General features: G+C 42.9%; 20 protein-coding genes. 10 read left to right on the top strand and 10 right to left on the bottom strand.

From position 1 onward, the window contains the following. Nucleotides 1-51: 51 nt before the first annotated feature. The 4 genes from CWC03_RS04215 to CWC03_RS04200 form a co-directional block, all read right to left on the bottom strand. On the bottom strand, nt 52-1,608 hold the full coding sequence (locus tag CWC03_RS04215) for a SulP family inorganic anion transporter (protein WP_138580704.1): 1,557 nt from the start codon (nt 1,606-1,608) through the stop codon (nt 52-54). Nucleotides 1,609-1,814: 206 nt separating this feature from the next. Continuing rightward, nucleotides 1,815-2,273 carry an Lrp/AsnC family transcriptional regulator gene (locus tag CWC03_RS04210; protein ID WP_010376979.1) on the bottom strand — a complete coding sequence of 153 codons (459 nt, stop codon included), beginning with the start codon at nt 2,271-2,273 and terminating at the stop codon, nt 1,815-1,817. A gap of 110 nt (nt 2,274-2,383) precedes the next feature. After that, nucleotides 2,384-3,025, bottom strand: a complete 642-nt coding sequence (locus tag CWC03_RS04205) for an MBL fold metallo-hydrolase (protein ID WP_138580703.1) — start codon at nt 3,023-3,025, stop codon at nt 2,384-2,386. A gap of 2 nt (nt 3,026-3,027) precedes the next feature. Continuing rightward, nucleotides 3,028-4,818 (bottom strand): M14 family metallopeptidase, encoded by a 1,791-nt coding sequence (locus CWC03_RS04200; RefSeq protein WP_138580702.1) that lies wholly within the window; start codon nt 4,816-4,818, stop codon nt 3,028-3,030. A 124-nt stretch (nt 4,819-4,942) separates the two neighbouring features. Between CWC03_RS04200 and CWC03_RS04195 the strand changes: the two genes are divergently transcribed. After that, the gene (locus CWC03_RS04195) at nt 4,943-5,776 is read left to right on the top strand and encodes an SDR family oxidoreductase (protein WP_138580701.1); all 834 of its coding nucleotides are present in this window, start codon (nt 4,943-4,945) and stop codon (nt 5,774-5,776) included. Between the two features lie 95 nt (nt 5,777-5,871). Here the strand turns inward: CWC03_RS04195 and rplT are convergent, their stop codons facing one another. The 4 genes from rplT to thrS all read right to left on the bottom strand — a co-directional run bounded on the left by rplT (nt 5,872) and on the right by thrS (nt 9,159). After that, the gene (gene rplT / locus CWC03_RS04190; RefSeq protein ID WP_010376973.1) at nt 5,872-6,231 is read right to left on the bottom strand and encodes a 50S ribosomal protein L20; all 360 of its coding nucleotides are present in this window, start codon (nt 6,229-6,231) and stop codon (nt 5,872-5,874) included. Between the two features lie 15 nt (nt 6,232-6,246). Next, nucleotides 6,247-6,447, bottom strand: a complete 201-nt coding sequence (rpmI, locus tag CWC03_RS04185) for a 50S ribosomal protein L35 (RefSeq protein WP_010604868.1) — start codon at nt 6,445-6,447, stop codon at nt 6,247-6,249. Nucleotides 6,448-6,628: 181 nt separating this feature from the next. Next, the gene (gene infC, locus CWC03_RS04180; protein ID WP_099643259.1) at nt 6,629-7,192 is read right to left on the bottom strand and encodes a translation initiation factor IF-3; all 564 of its coding nucleotides are present in this window, start codon (nt 7,190-7,192) and stop codon (nt 6,629-6,631) included. Between the two features lie 56 nt (nt 7,193-7,248). Next, on the bottom strand, nt 7,249-9,159 hold the full coding sequence (gene thrS / locus CWC03_RS04175) for a threonine--tRNA ligase (protein ID WP_138580700.1): 1,911 nt from the start codon (nt 9,157-9,159) through the stop codon (nt 7,249-7,251). A gap of 229 nt (nt 9,160-9,388) precedes the next feature. Between thrS and CWC03_RS04170 the strand changes: the two genes are divergently transcribed. The 4 genes from CWC03_RS04170 (at nt 9,389) to CWC03_RS04155 (ending at nt 14,162) form a co-directional block, all read left to right on the top strand. Further along, nucleotides 9,389-10,381, top strand: coding sequence for an endonuclease/exonuclease/phosphatase family protein (locus CWC03_RS04170; protein WP_138580699.1), 993 nt, complete (start codon nt 9,389-9,391; stop codon nt 10,379-10,381). A 34-nt stretch (nt 10,382-10,415) separates the two neighbouring features. Next, on the top strand, nt 10,416-10,862 hold the full coding sequence (locus CWC03_RS04165) for a DUF3010 family protein (protein WP_010604871.1): 447 nt from the start codon (nt 10,416-10,418) through the stop codon (nt 10,860-10,862). A gap of 178 nt (nt 10,863-11,040) precedes the next feature. Then, nucleotides 11,041-12,228, top strand: a complete 1,188-nt coding sequence (locus tag CWC03_RS04160; protein WP_138580698.1) for a hypothetical protein — start codon at nt 11,041-11,043, stop codon at nt 12,226-12,228. 89 nt (nt 12,229-12,317) lie between these two features. Then, nucleotides 12,318-14,162, top strand: coding sequence for an ABC transporter ATP-binding protein (locus tag CWC03_RS04155; protein ID WP_138580697.1), 1,845 nt, complete (start codon nt 12,318-12,320; stop codon nt 14,160-14,162). Here CWC03_RS04155 and CWC03_RS04150 read toward each other — a convergent pair. Next, entirely contained in the window at nt 14,146-14,748 is a 603-nt protein-coding gene (locus CWC03_RS04150; protein WP_138580696.1) for a TetR/AcrR family transcriptional regulator, read from the bottom strand. The two genes, CWC03_RS04155 and CWC03_RS04150, sit on opposite strands and share 17 nt — an antisense overlap. A gap of 423 nt (nt 14,749-15,171) precedes the next feature. Between CWC03_RS04150 and CWC03_RS04145 the strand changes: the two genes are divergently transcribed. The 5 genes from CWC03_RS04145 (at nt 15,172) to CWC03_RS04125 (ending at nt 25,286) form a co-directional block, all read left to right on the top strand. Next, nucleotides 15,172-16,344, top strand: coding sequence for an efflux RND transporter periplasmic adaptor subunit (locus CWC03_RS04145; RefSeq protein WP_138580695.1), 1,173 nt, complete (start codon nt 15,172-15,174; stop codon nt 16,342-16,344). Nucleotides 16,345-16,348: 4 nt separating this feature from the next. After that, nucleotides 16,349-19,522 (top strand): efflux RND transporter permease subunit, encoded by a 3,174-nt coding sequence (locus CWC03_RS04140; protein ID WP_138580694.1) that lies wholly within the window; start codon nt 16,349-16,351, stop codon nt 19,520-19,522. Between the two features lie 226 nt (nt 19,523-19,748). Then, nucleotides 19,749-21,458, top strand: coding sequence for an AMP-binding protein (locus CWC03_RS04135; RefSeq protein ID WP_138580693.1), 1,710 nt, complete (start codon nt 19,749-19,751; stop codon nt 21,456-21,458). Nucleotides 21,459-21,692: 234 nt separating this feature from the next. After that, entirely contained in the window at nt 21,693-23,624 is a 1,932-nt protein-coding gene (locus tag CWC03_RS04130) for a S41 family peptidase (protein ID WP_138580692.1), read from the top strand. A gap of 219 nt (nt 23,625-23,843) precedes the next feature. Continuing rightward, nucleotides 23,844-25,286 (top strand): catalase, encoded by a 1,443-nt coding sequence (locus CWC03_RS04125; protein ID WP_138580691.1) that lies wholly within the window; start codon nt 23,844-23,846, stop codon nt 25,284-25,286. Nucleotides 25,287-25,343: 57 nt separating this feature from the next. Here the strand turns inward: CWC03_RS04125 and CWC03_RS04120 are convergent, their stop codons facing one another. Then, nucleotides 25,344-25,790: a hypothetical protein gene (locus CWC03_RS04120; protein ID WP_138580690.1), complete on the bottom strand. Its 447-nt coding sequence runs from the start codon at nt 25,788-25,790 to the stop codon at nt 25,344-25,346. Between the last annotated feature and the right edge of the window lie 356 nt (nt 25,791-26,146).

The following is a 26,146-nucleotide window of genomic DNA, read 5'->3' as shown; positions in this document are numbered from 1 at the left end:
TTAAAATAAATTAACCAGTTAATTTATATTCATCTATTTAAACTGTCGTTCTTAAGCAAGCTTATCAGATGCCACTTTATAAGTAGGATCTGCTTGGCCATCTAGCTCAACGAGATCTTTAGCCTTACTTAGCAATACTTTACAGTCTTGGCTCAAGTGTCGAAGATGAAGCGTTTTACCAGCCTTTTTATAACGTTCAGCTAACGCATCTATTGCTTCAATTGCACTGTGGTCAGCAACACGGCTATGTTTGAATTCAACAATGATATCATCTGGGTCATTGTTAACATCAAACAGCTCAGCAAAGTTTTTCACCGATCCAAAAAACAGAGGTCCGTGTAATTCATACACTTTCGAGCCTTGCTCATCAATATAATTATTGGTGTAGATATGTTTCGCATGTTCCCAAGCGAATACGAGTGCCGAAACAATAACACCAACGCAAACTGCGATGGCCAAATCTGTAATCACAGTAACACCCGACACCAAGACGATCACAAAGGCATCTGATTTAGGGATCTTTCTAATTAATCTAAAACTTGACCATTCAAAAGTCCCCAACACCACCATAAACATTACACCAACTAACGCTGCAAGTGGGATCATCTCGATAAGGCTTGCTGCAAACAGAATAAATACAAGTAGTAATAATGCTGCCGTGATACCTGACAAACGACTACGGCCACCAGAATTAATATTGATCATTGATTGCCCAATCATCGCACAGCCCCCCATCGCACCAAACACACCACAGGTAACATTAGCTGCGCCTTGGCCGATGCATTCACGGTTACTGTGACCACGTGTTTCGGTGATTTCGTCGATTAACGTGAGCGTTAACAAAGATTCAATCAAACCAATCGCTGCTAGAATAAGTGCGTATGGGAAGATGATTTTAAATGTTTCAAATGTCCATGGTACTTCGGGAATATGGAAAGCAGGAAAACCACCAGCTATCGTTGCATCCACGTTACCTGACATATCTTTCAGATAATCAAGCACATTACGAGCGTCTAAATCTAAACCAATAACAAGACCGGTTACTACTAAGATCGCCGCTAAACTCGAAGGTATAGCGGTTGTTAGCTTTGGTAAAAAGTGAATAATGGCCATAGTCAATGCCACCAAGCCCACCATCACATAAAGAGCTTCCCCTTGCATCCAAGTCAGCTCACCTTCGCCGTTAAGTACTTTGAACTGACCAAGTTGCGCAAGAAAGATAACGATGGCTAAACCATTCACAAAGCCTAACATCACAGGATGCGGTACCATACGTATAAACTTGCCGAGCTTAAATATACCCGCGATTATTTGTAAGAGGCCCATGAGTAAAACGGTTGCAAAGAGATACTCTACGCCGTGCTCAACAACGAGACTCACCATTACCACGGCAAGAGCCCCTGTAGCGCCCGAGATCATACCCGGCCTACCACCAAAGATTGAAGTCACAAGACCAACAATAAATGCCGCATATAAACCAACTAATGGATCTACTTGAGCAACAAAAGCGAAAGCCACAGCCTCAGGCACAAGTGCCAAAGCGACAGTAAGCCCAGACAGTACATCATTTTTAGCAGAGCTAGGCGCTTTGCTGATAAGATTAAACATCAATATCCTCAGGTGTGAATTGACTATGAACACAAAGGCGGGGGATTTTAGCAAAAAGCAGCGCCTTTAACAAATAAGATACAAGTATATATTGCAAACTTGGTTGCAATATACATAGCTTAATCAAGCAGTCTGAATTTTAGTATAGAACAATGGTGAAAAGATGACTGGAAGCCCTACTTAAGCAAGCAGGGCCACAAGCTATATTAAAGCGGTAAGGAGGTGCTGCGCTTAACGCAAGTCATTGTAACATTTGAGTGTACTTCTTGCACGAACTCTAAATTAAGTAAATTATCACGAACAAATTGCTCATAGCCTTCAATGCCTTTAGAAATGATACGCAGCATAAAGTCCATGGTACCTGCCATAGAATAACACTCTGTTACTTCGTCGTAACTTAAGATCAATTTTTCAAACTCGGCAAGGTTGTTGCGGCCATGGTTTGAAAGCCTAACATGCGCATAAACTAACATATCAAATCCGAGTTTTTTCTCATCCAGCAATGCAACCTTGCCTTTGATATAACCGTCTTGTTCTAATTTAGCGATGCGACGCCAACAAGGGGATTGAGATAACCCCACTTTATCAGCGATTTCAGCGGTAGAAAGACTTGCGTCTTGCTGTAACAATGCCAGTATCTGGCGATCTACTTGGTTCAATGACATATCTATTCTAGTTTAATTAGCACATCAGTCTATTAACCGATGCTGATTGTTATTCCCTGAAGCATAGCAAATTAAAAAATGCACATCACTACTATGCCACTTTCATTATTTTAACCAAATCGGCCACTCATAAAAGGATTTGTCGCCTTTTCGAAGCCAATTGAGGTATTTTCACCATGGCCCGAATGCACCACGACCTCATCAGGCAAAGTAAACAGCTTATCTTGTATTGACTGTTTTAGTTGGGATGCATCGCCTTTTGGAAAGTCAGTACGACCAACTGAGCCTTTAAACAACACATCTCCTACTAAGACTTGTTTTGAGTTTGGTTCGTAAAATATTACGTGCCCCGGAGTATGTCCTGGACAATGTCTGACTTCGAGTGCAAGGTTTCCTACTCTAATCTTATCACCATCATTTAACCACTTTGATGGTAAAAAAGCAGCATGATTAGGAAAACCAAACATCTGCGATTGCATTGGTAAGGCTTCTAACCAAAATTGGTCGCCCTGATGAGGCCCAATAATCTCGATGTTAAAATGTTCACTTAATTCTGTACTTGCTCCCACATGATCAAGGTGCGCATGGGTAAGCAAAATCATGCTTGGCATTAATCCCTGTGTGTTCAACTGCGCGATAATTTTTTCCGCGTCACCTCCGGGGTCTACAATTGCAGCGGCTTGTGTGTCTGGGCACACGATAACACGACAATTTTGCATAAACGGTGTGACTGGAATAGTGTACACTTGCATGATTAGTTTGCTCCAAACGACATCAAAACAGGATATTTGAGATACGCATTATCATAAAACGGCGTTCTTGCATAAAGCCACTCCATCCTCGCTTTTGGATCGTTTGCAAACTGCTTGTCTTCACGTATTTTTTTGTCGAAGGCTAATGCCATAGCCGGATTTTGTTTTAGCATTTTTCGTGCAAAAGGTTCAAGTGCATAATTTTCAACATATTCTGTACGTTGGAAGATAGTATTGAACTCCCCCCAAGCAAAAAATGAGTCAGGCGCTTCTGGATGTAGTAAGTGAGTCACCAGCTCTCCAGATTTTTGCGCTGTTGCTACTTTATACCACCCACTGAGATCGACCTTATCTGAGAGTTCCTGAATATCAAAAGTCGCATTCACTCGAAAGCGTCCTTCAAAAGGAGCATTATCGAACTTGTAATCTTTTACTGTAGCCTGACTTACTTTTTCCACCACAGTTCCCACCGGTAGTGTAGAAACAGTTATTCCATGCAATTTTAATTTTTCGATCACTTCAGGGTATGCCGGGGGAATGTAAAACTGTTCAGGTACATTCACCGTTGTTTTTACTTCCTTTTGCCAATAAATCGGTAGTTTCTCGTAGTCTTGTGGCTCGCCTAAGTACTTAGCTTCCAAGTGACCAGACAATGCACTTTCAAACTGCTTGTATTTGATGCCCTTAAATTGAATGTAGTCAGGCTCTTTTGCATAGCTGCGTTCAACAACCAGTTGTTTAGGTGTGAATTCAGCCTCTTTTTTGACCGCTTCTCGTAATGCCTGAATATTGCTTGAAAGGCCACTGATAACACCATCCATAAACACATAAGTGCCTAGTACGCGCTGCTTATAGGGTTTCAAAGAATGGTTTTCTACCAGTATGGTTGGTAGTCCCTTTAAATCTCCCCACCCATTTGAAAACCTTGGCGTTGCCACCCATCCAGCCAGTCCTTTTTTAAAGTCTCGCTTATCCATCACAAATACAAGCGGGCCTGGAATATGCCCATTAGCAGCAAGCGTGGCATTAATTTGTGGCGAAATTTGATTCTCTAGCACCTCAGCTATTGCCGGTGATTCACTTGCAAAAGTTGGGTTAAAACCATAAGTGACATCGTATTGGTAGTCTGCGCCATCCGTTACATGAACATCGATGTATAGGTCCGGATTGTATTCGTTAATCACCTGCATGACTGCCTTAACTCCTGGCGTGTCCAATTTAGTGTAATCACGATTGAGATTTAAGTTATTGGCATTAGTTCTAAAGCCCATAACAGTCGGGCCCCGTTGGTTTATACGGTTAAACTGACTGCGTCTTTCATGCCCATCGACGTTGAGAATAGGAATAAAGAGTAAATTCACTTTCGTTAATATATCCCGGCGCTTACCGGTTGCAACATCGCGAAGTAACATAAACATGGCATCTTTGCCATCAATTTCCCCGGCATGAATACCAGCCTGTACTAAAATGGTTGGCTTGCCATTGTTAATAACATTTGACTTGTCACCGCCCTGCTCCGTTGCAACAATCATCTTAATTGCGCGATTACTATTGCTAAACCCAATCGTCTCTAGTTTAAATTGGGTTGGATTAGCAGCCACTAGGCGGTCAACAAATGCCATCGTATCTGCATAATTAGGAGAATCTATCGCACCGCTTAGCTCAAAATCAGTCGTTAATGGGCCCTGTTGTTGTAATAGTTGTTCACTTTTGCCCTGCCACTCTATCAAAGGTGGTAAGTGACCGTTTATACCTAGCATTGCAGTAAGCATAATAATGCTGGAACTCATCATATTTCTCTATTCCTCTGCTTTTATCTGCCAATTATATCAATATTTTAGATATCAGCTTACAATGTGCGGTGATTCAACAAAAATTTGCAGTTAATCGCAGATAACCATAACTTTAGGGATCAAAATGAGCGTACAAAAATCAATTTTAATCACAGGTTGTTCTAGCGGGATTGGTTATTACTGCGCAGTGCAATTGTCAAAAGCAGGATATCAAGTTATTGCTTCGGTTAGAAATACAAAGGACTTGAATAAATTTGAAGGCACAGAAATTCAATGTATTCTGCTCGACTTAGCGTGTGAGCAAAGTATAAATGATGGCTTTAACCAAGCTTTGGCAATCGCAAATGGGCAGCTAGATGCGTTGTTCAATAACGGTGCCTACGGCCAACCTGGTGCGGTAGAAGACTTACCTACAGACGTGTTACGGCAACAATTTGAAGTTAATTTTTTTGGCTGGCATACGCTGACCTGTCTCGCAGTTGAGCAAATGCGTAAGCAAGGCGCAGGCCGCATTATTCATAACTCATCCGTACTTGGGTTAGTTGCACTACCATATCGTGGCGCTTATAACGCGAGCAAATTTGCACTTGAAGGACTTACCGACACCCTACGCATGGAGCTTTCAGGTAGCAATATTCAAGTTAGCCTAATAGAGCCAGGTCCAATCGTGTCTAAATTTAGAGAAAATGCGAAACACGCCTTTTTAGCGAATATCGACCACGAAAATAGTGCTCATTACAAAGCATATCAGGCGCAGCTTAACCGCTTAGGCTCAGAAGAAGCACCGCAAAAATTTACCTTAGGACCAGAAGCTGTTTATAAAGTGCTGCAACATGCACTAAGTGCGAAAACTGCAAAGCCCAGATATTACGTTACCTTTCCAACCTATTTGATGGGGTACTTAAAACGAATATTGAGCAGTAAGATGCTGGATAAAATCTTACTAAAAAACCGCTAACGCTAGCGTTGATAACGAATACAAAACTAAAAAAGGAGCCAAAGGCTCCTTTTCAATACCAGCTTTAGTCCGAAGACTAATTCTAGTTCCGCTTATTAAGCAGCTAGACCATCTTTTGCTTTAGCAACTAGTGCTGCGAAAGCTACTTGGTCGTATACTGCGATATCAGCTAGGATCTTACGATCGATTTCAATCGATGACTTTTTAAGGCCATTGATGAAACGGCTGTAAGAAAGACCATTTTGACGTGCAGCTGCGTTGATACGAGCAATCCATAGTTGACGGAAAGTACGTTTCTTAGCACGACGGTCACGGTAAGCATATTGACCAGCTTTAGTTACCGCTTGGAAAGCTACGCGGTAAACGCGTGAACGCGCTCCATAGTAACCTTTAGCTTGCTTTAATACTTTTTTGTGACGTGCACGTGCAACTACGCCGCGTTTAACTCTTGCCATTTCTGATATCCTCTATTAAGCGAATGGTAACATACGATCGATTAGGCCTAGGTCATTCTTATGAACCATAGACTTAGCACGAAGGTGTAATTTACGCTTTGAAGATTTCTTAGTCAGAATGTGACGAAGATGCGACTGTTTACGCTTGTAACCGCCAGAAGCAGTCTTTTTGAAGCGCTTAGCAGCACCTCTGTGTGATTTTAGCTTATAAGCCATTTGCAATAACTCCGAATGATATTGCTTTAACACAATGTAAGTAGGCGGAGGTAAACTCACTTGTAGGCCTAACTTACTACCTAAAACCGGTGAAGGATCAATACCTTACTTTAAAACCGGATAACGCAGGTGGCGTTAGCACTTGAGACCTGCGTTAAATTCGATGCGTATTATGCCGAGATTAAGACTTTTTAGCAATAGGTGCCATCATCATTATCATCTGGCGACCTTCAACTTTTTTCGGGAAAGACTCAACAGATGCGATATCTTCCAACTCAGTCTTGATACGGTTCAACAGGTCGATACCAATTTCTTGGTGTGCCATTTCACGACCACGGAAGCGAATTGTGACTTTAGCTTTGTCGCCACCCTCAAGAAACTTGCGAAGGCTACGTAGCTTGACTTGGTAATCACCAATATCAGTACCAGGACGAAATTTAACTTCCTTAACCTGAATTTGCTTTTGCTTTTTCTTTTGTTCTTTTTGGATTTTTGCTTTTTCAAAAAGGAACTTACCGTAGTCCATCACTTTACAAACTGGTGGTTCTGCATTTGGGCTGATCTCAACTAGATCTAGACCTGCTTCATCCGCCATGTTTTGTGCGTCTCTTGTTGAGACAATGCCAGCTTGCTCGCCTTCAGCGTCAATTAAGCGAACCTCTTTCGCTGTAATCTCTTCGTTAATACGATTTTTCTGAGCGTTATTTTGCCCTTTTTTGCCGCCTCTAATGGTACGTTCCTCCAAAAAATTCAAAAGTAATTGCGTGCACCAGAAAAAGTGAAGTACACGCAAGTTTATATTTATAGTCGATTTTTAATCTCTTCGCTAACTTTCGCGATGAAATCATCAATCGAGAATTTACCTAAATCTTCACCAGTACGGGTTCTTACTGCAACTTCTTGTTGCTCGACTTCTTTATCACCCACCACTAGCAAATAAGGTATACGTTTTAAAGTATGCTCGCGGATTTTAAAACCAATCTTCTCATTTCTCAAGTCGGCACAAGCTCTTATTCCAAGTTTATTCAACTTTTGTACAACTTCGTGGACATAATCTGCTTGTTTATCCGTGATATTCATGATCACAACTTGTTTCGGCGCAAGCCAAGTTGGGAATTGACCAGCATATTCTTCCGTTAGGATACCAATAAAGCGCTCTAGTGAACCCAAAATTGCGCGATGGATCATAACCGGCGTTTTACGCTCGTTATTTTCCGCAACATAAGTTGCACCTAAACGACCAGGTAATGCGAAGTCTAACTGCACTGTACCACATTGCCACGCACGTTCTAAACAATCGTATAGCGTAAATTCAATTTTAGGACCATAGAACGCCCCTTCACCCGGCAGATATTCAAACTCAATGTTGTTGACTTTCAATGCTTCGGCCAATGCTTCTTCCGCTTTGTCCCACATTTCGTCTTCACCAATGCGCTTTTCTGGACGAGTAGAAAGCTTTACAACAATCTTTTCAAAGCCAAATGTCGAGTATGTGTCGTATACCATTTTGATACACGCAGATACTTCATCCATGATTTGCTCTTCTGTACAGAAGATATGCGCATCATCTTGAGTAAAACCACGAACACGCATCAATCCATGTAATGCGCCTGATGGTTCATTACGGTGACAACAACCAAACTCGGCCATACGTAATGGTAAATCACGGTATGACTTTAGACCTTGGTTAAAGATCTGCACGTGACCCGGGCAGTTCATTGGCTTAATAGCATACTCACGTTTCTCTGACTCAGTCGTGAACATGGCATCTGAATACTTGTCCCAGTGGCCTGACTTTTCCCACAAGCCACGGTCCATCATTAACGGACCTTTTACTTCTTCGTACTGATATTCGCGTAGCTTTTCACGAACAAAATCTTCAAGCTCGCGATAAATACTCCAGCCATCATTATGCCAGAATACCATGCCTGGTGCTTCTTCTTGCCAGTGCCACAGGTCGAGCGCTTTACCAATCTTACGGTGATCGCGCTTTTCAGCTTCTTCTAAACGCTTAAGGTAAGCCTTTAGCTGCTTCTTATCAGCCCAAGCTGTACCGTAGATACGCTGTAACATCTTATTTTCTGAGTTACCGCGCCAGTATGCACCTGCCACTTTCATAATCTTAAAGTGGTGACAGAACTTCATATTTGGTACGTGCGGACCACGACACATATCAACATATTCTTCGTGGTGATATAAACCTGGGCGGTCATCTTTCGCGATATTCTCGTCTAGGATTTCCATCTTATAGGTTTCACCGCGTGCTTCAAATGCATCGCGCGCTTCTTGCCAGCTCACCTTTTTCTTTACTACGTCGTAGTCGGTTTTTGCCAACTCCAACATACGCTTTTCTATCGCTTCAAGGTCTTCTTGAGTAAGTGAATGCTCTAGGTCAACATCGTAATAAAAACCGTTGTCGATGGTAGGACCAATCGCCATTTTAGCTTCTGGGAACAATTGTTTTACAGCGTGACCAATCAAGTGCGCACACGAGTGACGAATAATCTCAAGACCGTCGTCGTCTTTTGCGGTGATGATTTCAAGTGCTGAGTCATTTTCGATGAGGTCACAAGCATCAACACGAACGCCATTTACACGGCCAGCAATCGTTGCTTTCGCAAGGCCAGGACCGATGTCTTGAGCGACTTCTAAGGTAGTGACAGGGTTTTCAAAAATACGCTGACTGCCGTCAGGGAGAGTAATAACTGGCATGATAAATCCTATTTACAGTGGTGACACCTACAATGCATCACATGTATTTAATTAATTTTAAAGTGTGCCTATCAACGCTTTTACGAATAAGCATTGTCTTGCGCGAATTGTCGCGGCTCATCCGAGGACTTTCGAATAAGAGCCACTATTCTCGCGTGTTACTTGGCTAAGTGCAAGCCTAGAGCTAAAATTAATCTATTAATTTACAAAAACTATTTTGGGATTATTCGTGGCCAAAAAGCGTTATCGGTTTGCAACCTTTAATCTACTAAATTTTGCAGCACCACCTTATTCCTTTTATCAACTTCATGAACACTATAATGAAACACAGTGGCAAACCAAAACTCAGTTCATCACGGGACTCATTCAGCATATAAACCCCGATGTCATTGTGTTTCAAGAGGTCTTTTCACCTGATAGCTTACAGATGCTGTGCGAAGACTTGGGTCTTGTTCACTTCGCCACAGTCGATGCGCCAAGTCCTGATCACGTATACCCATCGGTACTGTTTAAACCCGTGGTCGCTATTGCATCAAAACTACCATTTAAATCTTTTGCGCCGTTGGAGCCCTGCCCCGAATTACTCGAATACCTTAATAATCAACATCAATTTAAATTCAATCGCACCCCAATAAAATGTAAGTTCGACATTCCAGGCTTTGGGTTACTCGCGTGTTATGCCGTCCACTTTAAGTCTCAACGTGTTCATTCAATGGCCCACATGCTGGGAGATTCCAATCAAGACGATCCGCTACTTACTTTACTTCACGAAACCGTAGGTACGATGCAGTCGCAGATATCACGTTCACTCGAAGCCTCCATCATTTATTACGATGCATTGAAGACACAAAGGGAGAAACAGGCTGCAACGTTAGTGATGGGCGACTTTAACGATGCATTAGAGAGCCCGGCATTATCTTTTATGACGCAAGCCTTTCCACCCGTCCTTGCTAGTAATGGCTTTGATAGTGTCGGGTTGTTCGACAGTTTTCTTTACGCCGACAACAACCATAAAGAAAAGCCAGTCAGTCATTACTATCAAGGTGAAGGTAATGTACTTGATTACATTCTTTGTTCAAAAGAATTCAATCCCAACCGAGAAACGCCCAGAGTGAAGTCGTTACATTACTACAGTTACGATGCTCACCTTGATCCGAAGCGTATGGACGAAGATATTTGCTATTCTGACCATGCAGCGATAGCAATAGAAATAACACTGTGAGATAATTCAATTTTTGCATAATCTGGACACGAAAATGAGAACACTTGGGGTTGAAATTTCAGGCAGCGAAGCTCTGCTTTGTATGCTAACGAAAGAAGATGATGTTTTTGATATCAGAGACATTCGTCAGCGCCGCTTTACGTTAAGTAACCAAGGGACAGAACTTGATGAAATGCGCAAGTTCCAATTCGACTTTGCAAAACTAGTAGAAGATTACGGCGTAGATTCTATCGCCATTCGTCAGCGCCCACACAAAGGTAAATTTGCAGGTAGTGCGGCTGGTTTTAAAATGGAAGCTGCAATCCAGTTAATTTCAGGTGTGGATGTGCAGTTACTTTCTGGCACTGAAGTTAAAGAGCAATTAAAAAGAAACCCAATTCCTGTTGACTATGAGGACACTGGATTGAAAAAGTTTCAAGAGCAAGCTTTCATCAATGCCTATGTTTATATTCTTCGTAAAACATACGGCAAAGAAGAATAATCATATCGAGGGCCAGCAGCTATTTAGCTACTGGCCTTTTTATTTGCTTCCACATTTATCTTCCCTGTAAATAATTCAAATATAAAATACTTGTAAAAAATTTGCTTTTATTTGATTCAGCCCTCCGCGCTTTTATGCTATTAATATAACCGTAATAAACCGCAAGGAGTGGATTTAGGTGTTACCTCAACAATATGGAAAAGCCGTTATTTTTTGCGCATGTTCGCTGATATCCGTAACAGCATTAGCAAATTCAAGCGCTAACCCTGCTTCTTTAATCTTTGGTGTTAACTCAGATAAACGTGTGTTTGAAAACACGCAGTCACTTGAAAGCCAAATTCCAGTCAAAGGGCATTTAGATAGCAGCTCAGCAAACATTCAATATGCAGCAACTTATCATTCTATTGTCGGCAATTATTTTGAAGCAGAAAAACTCACCTCTGGGGTGATCAACCCAGATATGTTGCTAAACGATTATCGGCTAGTTCCTGCACTAGAAATCATAGAACAAAAGGCTGCTGACACGCGTATCACTATGGTAAACGAGGCGTATCACAATGCTAAACACCGAGCGCTAACAATTGCCCTATTGAAGCCTTTATATGAACAAGGCTATCGCTATCTTGCATTAGAAGCGCTTACCCCACAGATAAGCGTTGAAGAGCAAGTCAATAAGTACGGCTTTACAACATACGAGCATGGGATCTACACCATGGAAGCGACTTACGCTAGTTTGATATTTGAAGCCAAATCGCTTGGCTATCAGATTGTTAGCTACGATCACGACTCACAACAAGGTAGAGCAAAAGCCGCGGCCGAACATATAAAAGAAAAGGTATTTGATAACAATCGCGATGCAAAATTACTCGTTCACCTCGGATTTTCTCAATTAGATGAACAAAACCAACTGGCGAGTGAACTCAAGCAAACATTGAAAATTAATCCACTCACCGTTGATCAGGTTCGCTTATCTGAGGTTCAATCAGTAAGTGGTAATACTCCTTTACTGCTTGCACGGGTAGCAAGTCAATCTCAACACTACTCTTCAGATCCGCAACGATTTGATCTTTCTGTAACTTGGCCCAAAACCACTAAAGTCAATAATCGGCCTAGCTGGATCTCTTCAACGTTTGATCTACAGCAACAGTCACTCGGTGTATGTAAAAAGGTATTTCCATGCTATCTAGAGTTATCATTTTTTGTTGATGAAGGTAATAAACTCGTCCCAATCGATAAAATTACAGTAGAAAAACCACATGATCAGGTCTATTTAAAGCACTATTCTACACCCCTGACGTTGAGTAGCTATAATGCTGTCACCGGTGAGCTCATTACGCAAAAACTACTCAACCAAACACAGCTATAATAATTCGTGCAAATTAAGCACCAATCTGTGACTCGCGCATTTCATACTATCAAGGTAGACTAGCTGCTGAACAAATTTAGGGATCATCCATGTATCGAGTATTTGAACGCTTTACCAAGCCCTTTCCCGAGCAAGAAGTTGGTCAGCCACCACAAGGTTTGTTGGCTTTCTGTCGCTTCTATACTAAGGGAATGGAATTACCCTTATTATTTATGTCGCTAAGTGCTGCGCTCCTCGCAATTTTGGAAGTAACACTATTTGGCTTTATGGGTGATTTAGTTGACTGGCTCTCCACTTATACACCACAAACGCTATTTGAAGCCAAGCAAACCGAGTTAATTCGAATGTCTGTGATCACGTTAGTGGCACTGCCACTGTTAGTCTTTTTTCACAGCGCCATTTTACATCAGAGTTTATTGGGTAATTACCCAATGGCTATTCGCTGGCAGGCACACCGCTACTTGCTAAAACAGTCTATGACATTCTATCAAGACGAGTTTGCAGGACGTATTGCAACTAAAGTGATGCAAACCGCCTTAGCCGTGCGTGAATCAGTCATGAAGCTACTTGATGTACTGGTTTATATTTTGGTGTACTTCACTGCAATGCTCGCGCTTGTTGCAAGCAGTGATATACGTTTGATGATCCCGCTGGTTGTCTGGCTTGGCTGCTATACCTGTTTCCAATTCTATTTCGTTCCTAAACTAAAACGTGTTTCTAGTGAGCAGGCTGACGCTCGTTCAGAAATGACAGGAAGGATCGTTGATAGTTACACCAATATTTCAACTGTAAAGCTTTTCTCCTATACCAAACGAGAAGAAGAATATGCCAAAGACAGCATGGATGTGTTTATTCAACCTGTATATAAGCAAATGCGCTTAGCAACTAGCTTAAACGTTAGTATTCAAGCCTTAAATTATCTGCTGGTATTTTCAGTCGCGGCACTTTCCATCTACTTATGGTCTTTTAATGCGATAACCGCTGGTGCAATCGCAATTACTGTGGGTTTAGCCTTGCGACTAAATGGTATGGCACAGTGGATAATGTGGGAAATTAGCGGCCTATTCGAAAATATTGGTACAGTTGCAGACGGCATGAACACGCTCTCAAGACCGCTTGATATTGTTGATCAGCAAACAGCGCCCCAATTAGACTTTAAAGCCGGAAAAATCGACTTTTGTAACACTACCTTCGCTTATAAGCGTAAAGATGCAGCGAGACAACATAACGTCATCGACAACCTAAACTTACATATCAAACCCGGCGAGAAAATTGGTGTGGTTGGCCGCTCAGGTGCCGGCAAGTCGACTCTAGTGAACTTACTATTGAGATTCTACGATACCGACGACGGCAGCATCGAAATTGATGGTCAAAATATTGCAAAAGTAAAACAGGAAAGCTTAAGACGTCATATCGCGATGGTGACGCAAGATACTTCTTTGCTCCATCGCAGCGTACGCGACAATATTCTTTATGGTCGCCCTGATGCATCAGAAGGTGAGCTAATTGCCGCAACAAAAGAAGCACAGGCTTACGATTTTATCCAAGACTTAGAAGACAGTCATGGTAATACTGGCTTTGACGCACAAGTAGGTGAACGCGGTGTGAAACTATCAGGTGGCCAACGCCAACGTATCGCCATTGCCCGTGTATTATTAAAAAATGCACCAATTTTAATTTTAGACGAAGCCACTTCGGCTTTGGATTCTGAGGTTGAACAAGCTATCCAAGAGAGCTTAGATGCGCTGATGGAAGGTAAAACCGTTATTGCGATTGCCCATAGATTATCCACGATTGCACAAATGGACAGATTAATTGTTATGGATGAAGGTCGGATAGTAGAAGAAGGAAGCCATCAATCCTTGCTAGCCTTAGGCGGTATTTATGCCAAACTTTGGTCACATCAAACCGGCGGATTTATCGGGGTTGAGTAACACCATTACAAAATAGCGCGACTGCCTTTTCAACTAACATATCAAGCTCTGCTTCTGGAAGCGGAGCTTGCCATTTTATCGCGCGCTCCCAATAGCCTAGCTTTTTCAGTGCGCCCCAGAAGTACGCTGCGGCAAAGTCCGCATCAAAACTACCAAGACATCCTGAATTTGCCGCATCCTCGAACCATTGGATCATTGCAGCCTCACAATGACTAAACTTTTCATTTAGATTCTGTGCTTGCTCAAAGCTACGCATCGATTCAATCATCACAATGCGCGACAAGCGCATATAGTCTTCGTCATTCAACAAAGTCATTGCGCTTTTCGCAAGATGTTGCAGTTGTACTGAAAAGTCATAGTTTGGGATAAATTGTATCGCAGTTATCGGCTTAATCCGCTCAATTAACAGCTCAACAACGGCATCAAAGAGCTCGTCTTTGGTCGAGTAGTGCTTGTATAACGTGCGCTTTGATACTTCCGCTGATTGACTGATCGACTCCATCGTCGTCGCCTGCAAGCCTTTTTGAGCGAACTCTTCTATCGCTGCACATAAAATTGACTGCTGTTTTGGTGAAAGTTGCGTCATTTACTTATTCTGTCTTTAATTAATAGTGGGAAAAGCGAGCCATAAATAACTAGCTGCTACTCACATGGTCAGTTGTATACCAAGAATCTCCTCTCTAATTCAGAGATAAGCCTTCTTTGTAATAAATCAACATTCCCTTTATTTTAATCAATAAAGTCGTTAATAAAAAGTACACATGATCGTATACCTAAATTGAAGAAAAGTACACGCAACCGTTTACCTTTTATTTCTTTAAGTATACACTACCGTTTACTTGTTTAATTGTCGAACAAATAGCCTTTACTTTGGTGTGGTTAAGGTATGAAATGAAGTCACTTGTCTGATTGCATCCAGTCGAGTGTGCGTTATTAAAGGCAAATTGCAAGGTAGTTCCCCGCTAAAGTTGGGGCAGCATACAATGATAATATAGGAATTGGAGTGTTCATGTATCCAGCATCAATACGCAGTCGTGTTAAACACCTATCTTTTTTAATGCTCACGTTAGGCACTTTGTCAGCGTGTTCAGAAGCACCACAGCAAGGGGGCCACGAAATGCCGCCTGCGCAAGTGAGTGTACAACAAGTTACTACTCAATCAGTACCTTTCGATATCGAACTTCCGGCGACCCTCGCGGGTGATAAGGAAGTAGAAATTCGTTCTCGGGTTTCTGGCATCATCGAATCTCGCAACTTTGAGGAAGGTCAGTTTGTAAAAGCTGGTCATTCGCTATTCACTATCGAGCTTAAACCTTTTGAATTAGCGGTAGATAAAGCGCAGGCAGCACTTCAGGCAGCAAAAGCAAACGTTGATCAAACTAAGCGAGAAAGTGAGAGACTTGAGCGTTTAAAGAACGAGCGTTCAGTATCAAAGCGCGACTTTGATAACTCGGTATCGGCCTACGATATTGCAGTTGCGAATTTAGAATCTGCAAAAGTCGCATTGAGTGAAGCTAAGCTGGACCTTGAATACGCTAAAGTGGAAGCACCAGTTTCTGGTATTGTCGGTCGTGAACTGATGTCAGAAGGTAGCTACGTTTCTGGTCCAAGTGTACTTTTAACCGAACTTACCGATATCAGCACGATTCGTGCTCGCTTCGGCTTTTCAGAGCGTGAGCAATTGGCAATGCGCCAAGATGTAGAAAATGGCTCATTGTCATTACCAGATCATAATGAATTTGATACCACGATTATTCTGCAAGACGGTTCACTATATGGACAAGCCGGTAAAGTAAACTTTAGCGACGTTCGCGTAAACCGCTTTACAGGGACCAGTGAGTTACAAGCTCGTATTCCTAATGAGAACGGTGAGTTAAGGCCAGGTCAGTTTGTGCGAGTCAAGCTCTCTGGTGCGATACGCAATAACGCCATTGTAGTTCCGCAAAGAGCGGTACTAGACAATGGCACGGGGAAATTTGTGTACATTGCTACCAAAAATGAACAAGGCGTAACCGTAGCCTTACCTGCGCCGGTCAAAGTTGGTGAATGGGTTAAGCTTAATAATGAAAATATGTGGGTTATTCGCGAAGGCTTAGAAGAAGGTCAACCTGTCATCGTTGAAGGTATGGCGAGGATCTTCTTCCCAGGTATGCCAGTGTCTGTGAGCGAGCAAGGAGAATAATCTGATGTTCTCCAAATATTTCATAAACAGGCCTATTTTTGCCTTTGTTATCTCTATCGTGATAGTGCTTGCGGGGCTTGCTGCAATGCGCAGTTTGCCTGTTGCGCAGTATCCCGAAATTGCACCACCTCAAGTTGAGGTACGTGCAGTATACCCTGGTGCATCAGCGGATGTATTGGAACAAACCGTTGCAACCCCTATCGAAAATGCGATTACCGGTGTTGAGGGCATGATGTACATGACATCAACCAGTACTAACTCAGGCGTAACAACGATCGCTGTTACTTTTGAGATTGGAACAGATGTTGATCAGGCTGCCGTAGATGTAAACAACCGAGTAAAGCAAGTGGAAGCTCGTCTCCCAGAGGAAACTAGACGTCAAGGCGTGGTGGTTCAAAAGACTTCTTCTAACTTCTTGCAAGTACACGCGTTTTATTCGCCAGATGGAACTCGAGAAAGTCTCTGGACATCTAACTACGTCACCATGAATATCCTTGACCGCGTCAAACGCATTCCTGGTACGACTAACGTGCAGATTTTCGGTGCAAAAGACTATGCCATGCGTATTTGGTTGCGCCCAGATATCATGAGTCAACTGCAAGTCACAGCAGACGATATTGCGAGTGCAATTAGAGAGCAAAACTCTCAGTATGCAGCAGGTAGTATTGGTGCAACACCGACATCTCAAGACGCGCAATCACTGGTTTATAGCGTCACCGCGAAAGGACGTTTATCGACGGCTGAAGAGTTCGAAAATATTATCGTTCGTGCAAACCCTGATGGCTCAACGCTGCGCCTTAAGGATGTTGCTCGCATAGAACTTGGTTCTAAAGACTATAATTTCCAAGGCACTATTAACGGTAAAGAAGCGGTATTACTCGGTGTATTCTTGCAACCGGGCGCGAATGCGCTTGACGTAGCTAAAGCTGTAGAAGCAGAAATTGAACAGATCAAACCTCAGTTCCCTACAGGCCTCGCTCACGTTAACTCTTACGACACCACACGCTTTGTAGAAGTCTCAATTCGAGAGGTGTTAAAAACGCTTGGTGAAGCAATGATTTTGGTATTCTTAGTGGTTTACCTGTTCTTGCAAAACTGGCGTGCAACGCTAATTCCAACCCTTGCGGTACCGGTCTCGTTACTTGGTACATTTGCAGGTCTCTATATGCTCGGTTACTCGATTAACACCCTTACGCTGTTCGGCATGGTGTTATCGATTGGTATCGTGGTAGATGACGCCATCGTAGTACTGGAGAACGTCGAACGGATCATGCATGAGCAAGGCTTGCAGGCTAGAGAAGCAGCGGTTAAAGCGATGCAAGAAGTAAGCGGCCCCGTAGTCGCGATTGTATTGGTATTGTGCTCGGTGTTTGTACCTATCGCTTTCCTGGGTGGGTTAACAGGCGAACTATTCCGCCAATTTGCGATCACAATTTCCATCTCTGTAAGTTTATCCGGTGTGGTTGCACTGACGATGACGCCTGCACTTTGTGTATTGCTGCTTAAGCACGAGCACAAACAGGATGCCAAGTTTTTCTTGTGGTTCAATGACTGGTTCCATCGTGTAACCGGACGCTATGTTGGCGCGGTTAGCTTTATGGTTCGCCGTGGTTTTGTTGGCCTAACCTTGATGGTAGCGATGATTGGTGCAACGGTATTCCTGTGGCAAAAAACACCAAGCTCTTTGGTACCAGACGAAGACCAAGGTTACTACATGATTGCGGTGTTCTTGCCTGACGGCTCTTCATTAGAGCGCACCGCTAAAGTGGCCGATGAAGTGATAGCTGCAGCAAAGTCTAACCCAGCTAACGAAAACGTCGTGGCGTTTACGGGGATGGACTTCATCGGTGGTGGCTTCAAAAACAGCGCGGCGACTATGTTCGTGACGCAAACACATTGGGATGAACGCGATGTGTCGGCGAAAGAACTTGTTGGTGAGTTATTTATGAAAACCGCGCATATTAATGAAGCACTAGTGCTAGCGTTTAACCCACCACCAATTTTCGGCTTGGGTACAACAGGCGGGTTTGAAGTCTTCTTGCAAAATAAAGGCGGCTCTGATCCTGCTAAATTGAAGCAAGGTATGCAGATGATCATGGCCGAGGCGCAGAAGAGCCCTATCCTTACAGGCATTCAAACGCTATGGCGTCCTGATGCTCCGCAGCTAAAGGTGCATATGGATCGTGAACAAGCGCGTGCCATGGGGGTTAATATCAATTCTGCGTTTAACGCACTTGCAGCCAATTTAGGTAATTACTACGTCAACGACTTCAATAAGTTTGGTCGTGCATGGCAGGTGATTATGTCCGCAGAAGCCGAGTTTAGAATGACACCGGAAGATGTTGGCCGCATTTATGTGAAAAACAACCGTGGCGAAATGGTACCAATTTCTGCATTTACGGATGTTGAGTATAGCCGCGGTCCGGAAACCATGAATCGTTACAATAACTTATCTGCAGTTAAGTTAATGGGCGAGGCAGCACCTGGCTACAGCTCAGGTCAAGCTATCGCAGAATTTGAGCGTATCGCCAACAAAGTGCTACCACCAGATATGACTTATGAGTGGACGGGTTCTGCATTCCAAGAAAAGCAAAACTCTGGCACAACCGGCATTGCTCTTGGTATGGCTGTGATCATGGTATTTTTGATCCTCGCAGCACTTTATGAGCGCTGGTCATTGCCATTCTCAGTTATGTTAGCGCTGCCGTTTGGTACTTTCGGTGCCTTGGTCTCAATCTGGATTGCTGGGCTAACCAACGACGTTTACTTCCAAATCGGTTTGGTTACCCTACTTGGCCTTGCCGGTAAAAATGCCATTCTTATTGTCGAATACGCGCTAATGAAGTATCAAGAAGGATGGAGCCCAGCAACCGCGGCCCTTGAAGCGGCAAGACTGCGTTTTAGACCTATTATCATGACTTCACTTGCTTTCATACTTGGTGTAGTTCCGCTGGTAATGAGTTCTGGAGCTGGCGCAGGAGCAAGACACAGTGTGGGTACTGGCGTAATGGGTGGTATGCTCTCGGCTACCTTCCTTGCAGTATTCTTCTTGCCCCTGTTCTTTTACTGGCTAATGGCGAGACGGATGTCAGAGAAGCGTTCTAAGCAAGAGCTTTCAGATGAAATCGCGAAGCATCATAAAGATGAGCATGTCGATACAGATGAAGGATTAGCTTAATAACATCCCTTAAGTGAAACCACAAAACGCCTGAATTTTCAGGCGTTTTTATATGTCTGATAAAGCTACTACCACCTTTCCACTACCTTGCCATTACACACTTTATCACTAGCCATTAGTCGTAATTTCATGCTTTTCGTCCAAATGCACTTGATTTTGTCGACAATTAGGTTATCACTGATAAAGCATAATGATAAAAACTAGAGATCAACAGCAAGGACAAGATATGACAACAGAGAGCCAATTAATAAATGCAAGTGCACTTACAAAGAGTTACTTCAAAGGCCCCCAAGTAGCACCGCTTACTCAACTCACCATTGGGCAATATCTAGAAGATATTGTCGACAATTATCCAGAAAGAGAAGCCATTGTTGTCTCTCATCAATCAGTTCGCTTAAATTATCGTGAGTATCTGGCAAAAATAAATCAACTTGCCGCAAGTCTTTTAGCTGTAGGCATACAACCAGGGGATAGAGTTGGGATTTGGTCTCCGAACAACCTTGAATGGAGTCTAGTGCAATTCGCAACTGCTAAAATTGGCGCAATCATGGTGTGCATTAACCCCGCCTATCGCCCAAGCGAACTTGAATACGTGCTAAACAACGTTGAGTGTAAGATGTTAGTTATGGCGAAGTCTTTTAAACATAGCCATTATGTTGACATGATAAGAGAGCTGGCACCAGAATCCTACGACTGCATGTTTGGCGAATTATCTTCACAGCGCCTTCCCTCACTCAAACAAATTGTGCTTATTGACGAGGATATTGAACCGGGCCTGATGAATTTCAGCACCTTGTTATCCAAAGCAAATGATGCCCACTACCTTGAGGCAAATGCGATTGCAGCTAACCTCAGTGCCAGTGACGCTATCAATATTCAATTTACTTCAGGTACTACAGGCAACCCAAAAGGCGCCACCCTCACCCACAGTAATATTCTCAATAACGGATTACTCGTCGCCAATGCCATGAAGATCACAGAGCAAGACAAGCTTTGTATTCCCGTGCCGCTTTATCATTGCTTTGGCATGGTGCTCGGTAATCTCGTTTGTATTAGTAAAGGTGCATGCGCTGTATTCCCTAACGATAGCTTTGATCCGCTTGCCACCTTAGAAGTCGTTGAGCGAGAAAAATGCACCGGACTTCACGGTGTCCCGACAATGTTTATCGCACAATTAGAACACTCAGACTTTACACAGTTTGATCTATCTTCGCTGCGTACCGGGGTGATGGCAGGCTCAACCTGTCCAGAAAAGGTCATGCGCCAAGTGCAAACCCAAATGCATATGACCGATGTACTCATTGGTTACGGGCAAACCGAGTGCAGCCCAATCAACAATATTACCGAAATCGATTCGTCTGTTGAGAAACGCGTGCAGACTGTTGGTCGTGCTATGCCACATACAGAGGTCAAAATTATTGACGAGCTTGGACATATTGCCCCAATTGGTACGCCTGGTGAAGTATGTGCCCGTGGCTATTGCGTAATGAAAGGCTATTGGCAAGACCCAGAAAAAACAGCGGCGACCATAGATGATGACGGCTGGTTACACTCTGGCGATTTAGGGGTAATGGACGACGAAGGGTTCGTCAGTATCGTCGGCCGCATAAAAGATATGATCATTCGCGGTGGCGAGAATATTTATCCCAGAGAAATTGAGGAAGTGCTTTATCATCATGATGATATTCAAGATGCCGCTGTATTTGGGATCAAAGACGAAAAATATGGTGAGGAAGTATGTGTTTGGGTTCAACTTAAGCCCGGACACTATATTTCGGAAGAAGATATTCGTGTATTTTTAAAAGATAAACTCGCCTATTTCAAAGTACCAAAATACATCAAATTGGTTGATGCTTATCCGATGACGGTAACAGGTAAGCTCCAAAAGTTTAAAATGAGAGATCAAATGGAGCAAGAGTTACATCAAACAGCGTAATTTGCGTTCGATATCCTTGTTGCCACGCAAATGGGTGTTGCGTGGCAAATCAAATAATCCTCTAAAACTCAATCCTCCCAATAATCTCCTTAGTTAGCCTGCAACGAGTAAGAAGTTCGGTTTAATCAACACACATAAAAGCAATAAATTATCATCATTTTGTTTAACATCTATCGACTTTTGTACCCAAAAGATATAAAACAGTTTTGTTTCCATATACAGGACAATAACAATATGTTTAAATTATCAACAGTTGCCAGTCTGCTGGCATTAAGCTTTACAACAGGTGCAATGGCACAAATATCCTATCTTGAAGACACACGCGACCAAATTAGTATTCAAGATTATAGTTATGAACAAAAAGCGCTTGTAGCTGAGCAAGCAAAACTATTACTTGACGGTTTATACGTCAATAAATATGCCAAAAACCTGTACTACGGACTTTCTCCGGCCGGACACTTAGACCCAGTAGTTGCAGTAGATGACCTAATCAATAACATGGGAAATCTAAGTTCTTCTCAATTTCATCAGCAGCTGCAAAAGATCTTCTTATCTCAGCGAGATTTTCATTTGGACTATAACTACCCGGCACCAATGAAAAACTTTGTTTCTTTTGTGCCTGTTCATTTTGCACAAACCGTCAATACAGATGGCAGCAAGGAAGTACGCGTAAACCGTATCTGGCAAAACTACACCGTACTTGCACCAGAAACATCAACGGTTTCTTTAGGCGATAAGGTCATTGCATACAACGGCCAAGCAGTAACGGATGTGGTAAACAACACACTATTCCAAGGCGGTGGGGCTAATCCAGATGGCGGGTTTGTTGGTGCGTTAAACAACTTGACTATCAAATCACATAATAAACAGATGCCGCCACAAAATGATGCGCTAACGCTTACTTTGGAATCTTACGAAACGGGCGAAATATATAGCGTTAACTTACCTTGGTTGGTTTATAACGGAAATCCGAGTACTCAAGCGAATACAGAGGATAATGCAGCGCAGTTTACGCAAAGTATTAACTATGAATTTGCTACATTTAAAGAGTTAGAAGCTGCAGCACAAGATAGTGCTTTTGCCCTAGCAGCCAATGCCACTGCTGAGCCGACGGTGACATGGAATAAAGTACAAGTAGACGGCGAGTCAGTCGGCTACATTAAGATTGCCTCTTTTTCACCTAAAAATGGAACTAACACTGCCCTTGTTGCCATCATAGATATCTTAGATAACCAGCTAAGTGACACGAAAGCACTTATTATTGATGTTAGAAGCAACCCTGGCGGTAATATTCTATACAACGACTATTTACTACAACTGTTTACACCAAAACGTGTTACTCCATCTCATGTACGTTTTATCAACACACCTGAGAACCACCATATTCTAAATAATTCCCTGTTCGGTACTTACCTAAGTGATAATTGGCACCAAGTATTAGCTGACGTACAAGGCACCAATGAACAATACTCTGCTGCAACCTCATTCATGACAAAAGATGCAGCAAACCAGATTGGTCAGGCATATTATGGTAACGTGGGGGTTTGGGCAAACGCTAACACCTACTCTGCAGGTGATATGTTCACATGTGGTATGCAAGATAACGGTATTGCAACCGTATTTGGACAGCACGAACGTACTGGTGCAGGTGGCGCAAACGTAATTGAGCACGGTTTATTTGTACAGTACGTGGGTGCACCATATCAAGCGTTACCTTATGATCAAAGTATGCGGGTGTCGTGGCGTCAGTCAGTACGTCAAGGTCATCACATCAATGCGCTCATTGAGGACTACGGCTGTGTTGCCAATGAAGTTGTCAGTTATAACGTTGAAGACATATTCGATGGTGATACTCAAGATTTCAATACGATCGCTCGTAAGTTACTCGCAAAACCCACAGCGCGTGCAACGGTAGCATTTAATTCAGATAGATTTGCGCCGGTTGCTGAAACTAACGGAGTGTATAATTTTGATGTAACCAACACAGAATACGTAGATGTATACATTGATGGCACTAAAGTAAAACGTATTTCTGCATTTGCGTATGGTACTCAAGCTAAAACGATTAGCTATACATTACCAAGTAACGTAACGACTGGTACGGTGCAGTTTGTTGGGTTAGATAGTGGTAAAACACGTTTATGGAATTCAACGAGGTTTTTCTAATACTTTAGCTACCATTAATTTCTAAATATGCAGCGGATGAAACCGCTGCATTTCAACAGTCTGTATAATTCACGTAGCGCTTACATCACCCTGAAAACTTTGCTCAGTAAAACTCACAACCCCCGTCGTCAAAATTTATAACCAATTGTTTCTATTTAACTTTTATTTTGGTTCATTTATTGCTGTTAATTTCTAAATTTTATATGAAGGAAACGAGCAATGACGAAGTGTCCATTAACGACCACCGCAGGTAATCCAATCGCCGATAATCAAAATAGCTTGACCGCAGGCCCTCAAGGCCCATTATTGGTTGAGGACTACCAGTTAATCGAAAAACTGGCGCATCAAAATAGAGAGCGTATTCCAGAGCGTACCGTGCATGCTAAGGGATGGGGTGCGTTTGGAACATTTACGGTAACAAACGATATAAGCCGATATACCAAAGCAAAGCTATTTGCTGAGGTTGGTAAGCAAACCGACATTCTGATGCGCTTCTCCACGGTAGCCGGAGAAAAAGGGGCTGCGGATGCGGAGCGTGACGTAAGAGGCTTTTCGATAAAGTTTTACACTGAAGAAGGAAACTGGGATTTAGTTGGCAATAATACCCCCGTATTTTTTGTCCGTGATCCGTATAAATTCCCAGATTTTATTCACACCCAAAAACGTCACCCTAAAACGAACCTACGCTCCAACACCGCACAATGGGATTTTTGGTCTCTGTCACCGGAAAGCCTGCATCAAGTATTAATTTTAATGTCTGACCGTGGCTTGCCAACGGATGTAAGGCACATGAACGGTTATGGCTCACATACCTTTAGTTTGATCAATGAAGAGAATCAAAGAGTTTGGGTAAAGTTTCATATGAAAACCCAACAAGGCCACCAGCATCATACTGATGAAGAGTCTAAAACGGTAATTGGCGAAAGCAGAGAGAGCTTTCAAGAAGACTTGCTTGAGGCCATAGAGCGCGGAAATTATCCGAAGTGGGATATGAAAATCCAGGTGATGACTGAAGCACAAGCAAAACAGTTCCAACACAATCCGTTTGATTTAACCAAAGTCTGGCCGCATGGCGACTTTCCACTCATCGATGTTGGCACACTCGAATTAAATCGCGTACCAGACAATTATTTTGCTGAGATAGAACAAGCTGCATTTAGTCCGTCTAACGTGGTATCTGGCATTGGATTTTCTCCGGATAAAATGTTGCAAGCACGCATTTTCTCCTATGCCGATGCTCACCGCTACCGACTCGGTACGCATTATGAGGCATTACCTGTTAATCGCCCGAAATGTCCTGTGCATCATTACCACAAAGACGGTGCAATGCGATTTTTTAACAATGAACCCGGTGGTAACGAAGATGCTTACTACGAGCCTAACTCGATGGGAGGCCCAAAAGAGAATCCAGAGTATAAACGCCCTGCTCTTGAACTTGAGGGAATGGCGGATAGATACGACCACCGCAAAGATAATGATGACTTTTCACAGCCTCGTGCTCTATATTGCCTATTTGATGATGCCCAAAAGCAGCGCTTGTACGGCAACATAGCGCGCGCTATGGCGGGTGTACCTGAACATATCATTGAACGCCAACTTGGGTTATTTAAATGTGTTCACGAAGAACTTGAAGCCGGTGTTAGAACAGCACTGAATGAATAAGGTTAGCTACCCTATCTGAACACAAGCTAGCACCTGAAGTGCTAGCTTTTAAAGCTGCTAGATTTGTAACCATGCCTTTTTGGTTCCAAGCGCGTAAGCGCCACCTATTACCAAACAAATTGAAGAGCTCACCCACCAAAACGTCATGCTGTTATCTGGGATCGTTGACATGATAAAAACAAAGCCAATTCCCCTGATTAAAAAGATTGCACTTATTACACACAAAGCGGTTTTCATCAAAGGTAATTGTCGGATCAATTTCGCCCCTGAAAACGCATAGCATGACCAGAGCAGTAAAATTGTAGCGATAACGGCAGTGATAAGGTGAGGATAAATAAGTCCTTGCTCGGCCATAGTAGCCATTTCCTCGCCCGCACCAAAAAAGCGATACCAAGGCGCGCCAAAGATAATGCAGCCAATGTGCGCCACTGCCGCAATGGCTGTACACACACCCGCGAAGAGTAAAAAGTGGTTTTTGGTTTGAGTTTGCGCGTTCAAGTTCATTTCCCTATATTGTCAATTTGCTTGAGTATCGCTGTTCTGCCTTTACCTGTCGATAGGTATGCGTTTAGCAGAAAATGAGGCTAACAAAATAAATTTGTGAAGCTTGTAATTTGTAGGTCGTGATTTATCACGACACTGGATTTCCGCCGCCTAAGGTACGGCATTAAAACCAAAAAGATCGCGGGGTGAACCCGCTTATATGGACTCCTCCAATTGTACAAGCCATTTTTAGTATTATTGGTATTATTGGTGTGATTGCGTGCTTATATCCGGGCTCTTGATGAGGTGCTACCTCGGCCTCTTTGATGTATTCGCGCCCTTGTGCCTTCTCTCCCACGCGGTATTTGTATACACCT

Source organism: Pseudoalteromonas sp. S2755 (genome assembly GCF_005886535.1).
In the GTDB taxonomy this organism is placed as follows: Bacteria; Pseudomonadota; Gammaproteobacteria; order Enterobacterales; family Alteromonadaceae; genus Pseudoalteromonas.
The sequence above is the reverse complement of the archived record's forward strand: the minus strand, read 5'-3'. Positions and strand labels throughout refer to the sequence as shown.

Excerpts from the sequence above, each read along its gene's own strand:
- CWC03_RS04205 (WP_138580703.1), bottom strand. The coding sequence starts at position 3,025 with ATGCAAGTGTACACTATTCCAGTCACACCGTTTATGCAAAATTGTCGT.
- CWC03_RS04135 (WP_138580693.1), top strand. The coding sequence starts at position 19,749 with ATGACAACAGAGAGCCAATTAATAAATGCAAGTGCACTTACAAAGAGT.
- CWC03_RS04195 (WP_138580701.1), top strand. The coding sequence starts at position 4,943 with ATGAGCGTACAAAAATCAATTTTAATCACAGGTTGTTCTAGCGGGATT.
- CWC03_RS04215 (WP_138580704.1), bottom strand. The coding sequence starts at position 1,608 with ATGTTTAATCTTATCAGCAAAGCGCCTAGCTCTGCTAAAAATGATGTA.
- CWC03_RS04145 (WP_138580695.1), top strand. The coding sequence starts at position 15,172 with ATGTATCCAGCATCAATACGCAGTCGTGTTAAACACCTATCTTTTTTA.
- CWC03_RS04125 (WP_138580691.1), top strand. The coding sequence starts at position 23,844 with ATGACGAAGTGTCCATTAACGACCACCGCAGGTAATCCAATCGCCGAT.
- CWC03_RS04200 (WP_138580702.1), bottom strand. The coding sequence starts at position 4,818 with ATGATGAGTTCCAGCATTATTATGCTTACTGCAATGCTAGGTATAAAC.
- CWC03_RS04120 (WP_138580690.1), bottom strand. The coding sequence starts at position 25,790 with ATGAACTTGAACGCGCAAACTCAAACCAAAAACCACTTTTTACTCTTC.
- CWC03_RS04130 (WP_138580692.1), top strand. The coding sequence starts at position 21,693 with ATGTTTAAATTATCAACAGTTGCCAGTCTGCTGGCATTAAGCTTTACA.
- CWC03_RS04165 (WP_010604871.1), top strand. The coding sequence starts at position 10,416 with ATGAGAACACTTGGGGTTGAAATTTCAGGCAGCGAAGCTCTGCTTTGT.
- CWC03_RS04150 (WP_138580696.1), bottom strand. The coding sequence starts at position 14,748 with ATGACGCAACTTTCACCAAAACAGCAGTCAATTTTATGTGCAGCGATA.
- rplT (WP_010376973.1), bottom strand. The coding sequence starts at position 6,231 with ATGGCAAGAGTTAAACGCGGCGTAGTTGCACGTGCACGTCACAAAAAA.
- CWC03_RS04140 (WP_138580694.1), top strand. The coding sequence starts at position 16,349 with ATGTTCTCCAAATATTTCATAAACAGGCCTATTTTTGCCTTTGTTATC.
- CWC03_RS04210 (WP_010376979.1), bottom strand. The coding sequence starts at position 2,273 with ATGTCATTGAACCAAGTAGATCGCCAGATACTGGCATTGTTACAGCAA.
- rpmI (WP_010604868.1), bottom strand. The coding sequence starts at position 6,447 with ATGGCTTATAAGCTAAAATCACACAGAGGTGCTGCTAAGCGCTTCAAA.
- CWC03_RS04155 (WP_138580697.1), top strand. The coding sequence starts at position 12,318 with ATGTATCGAGTATTTGAACGCTTTACCAAGCCCTTTCCCGAGCAAGAA.
- thrS (WP_138580700.1), bottom strand. The coding sequence starts at position 9,159 with ATGCCAGTTATTACTCTCCCTGACGGCAGTCAGCGTATTTTTGAAAAC.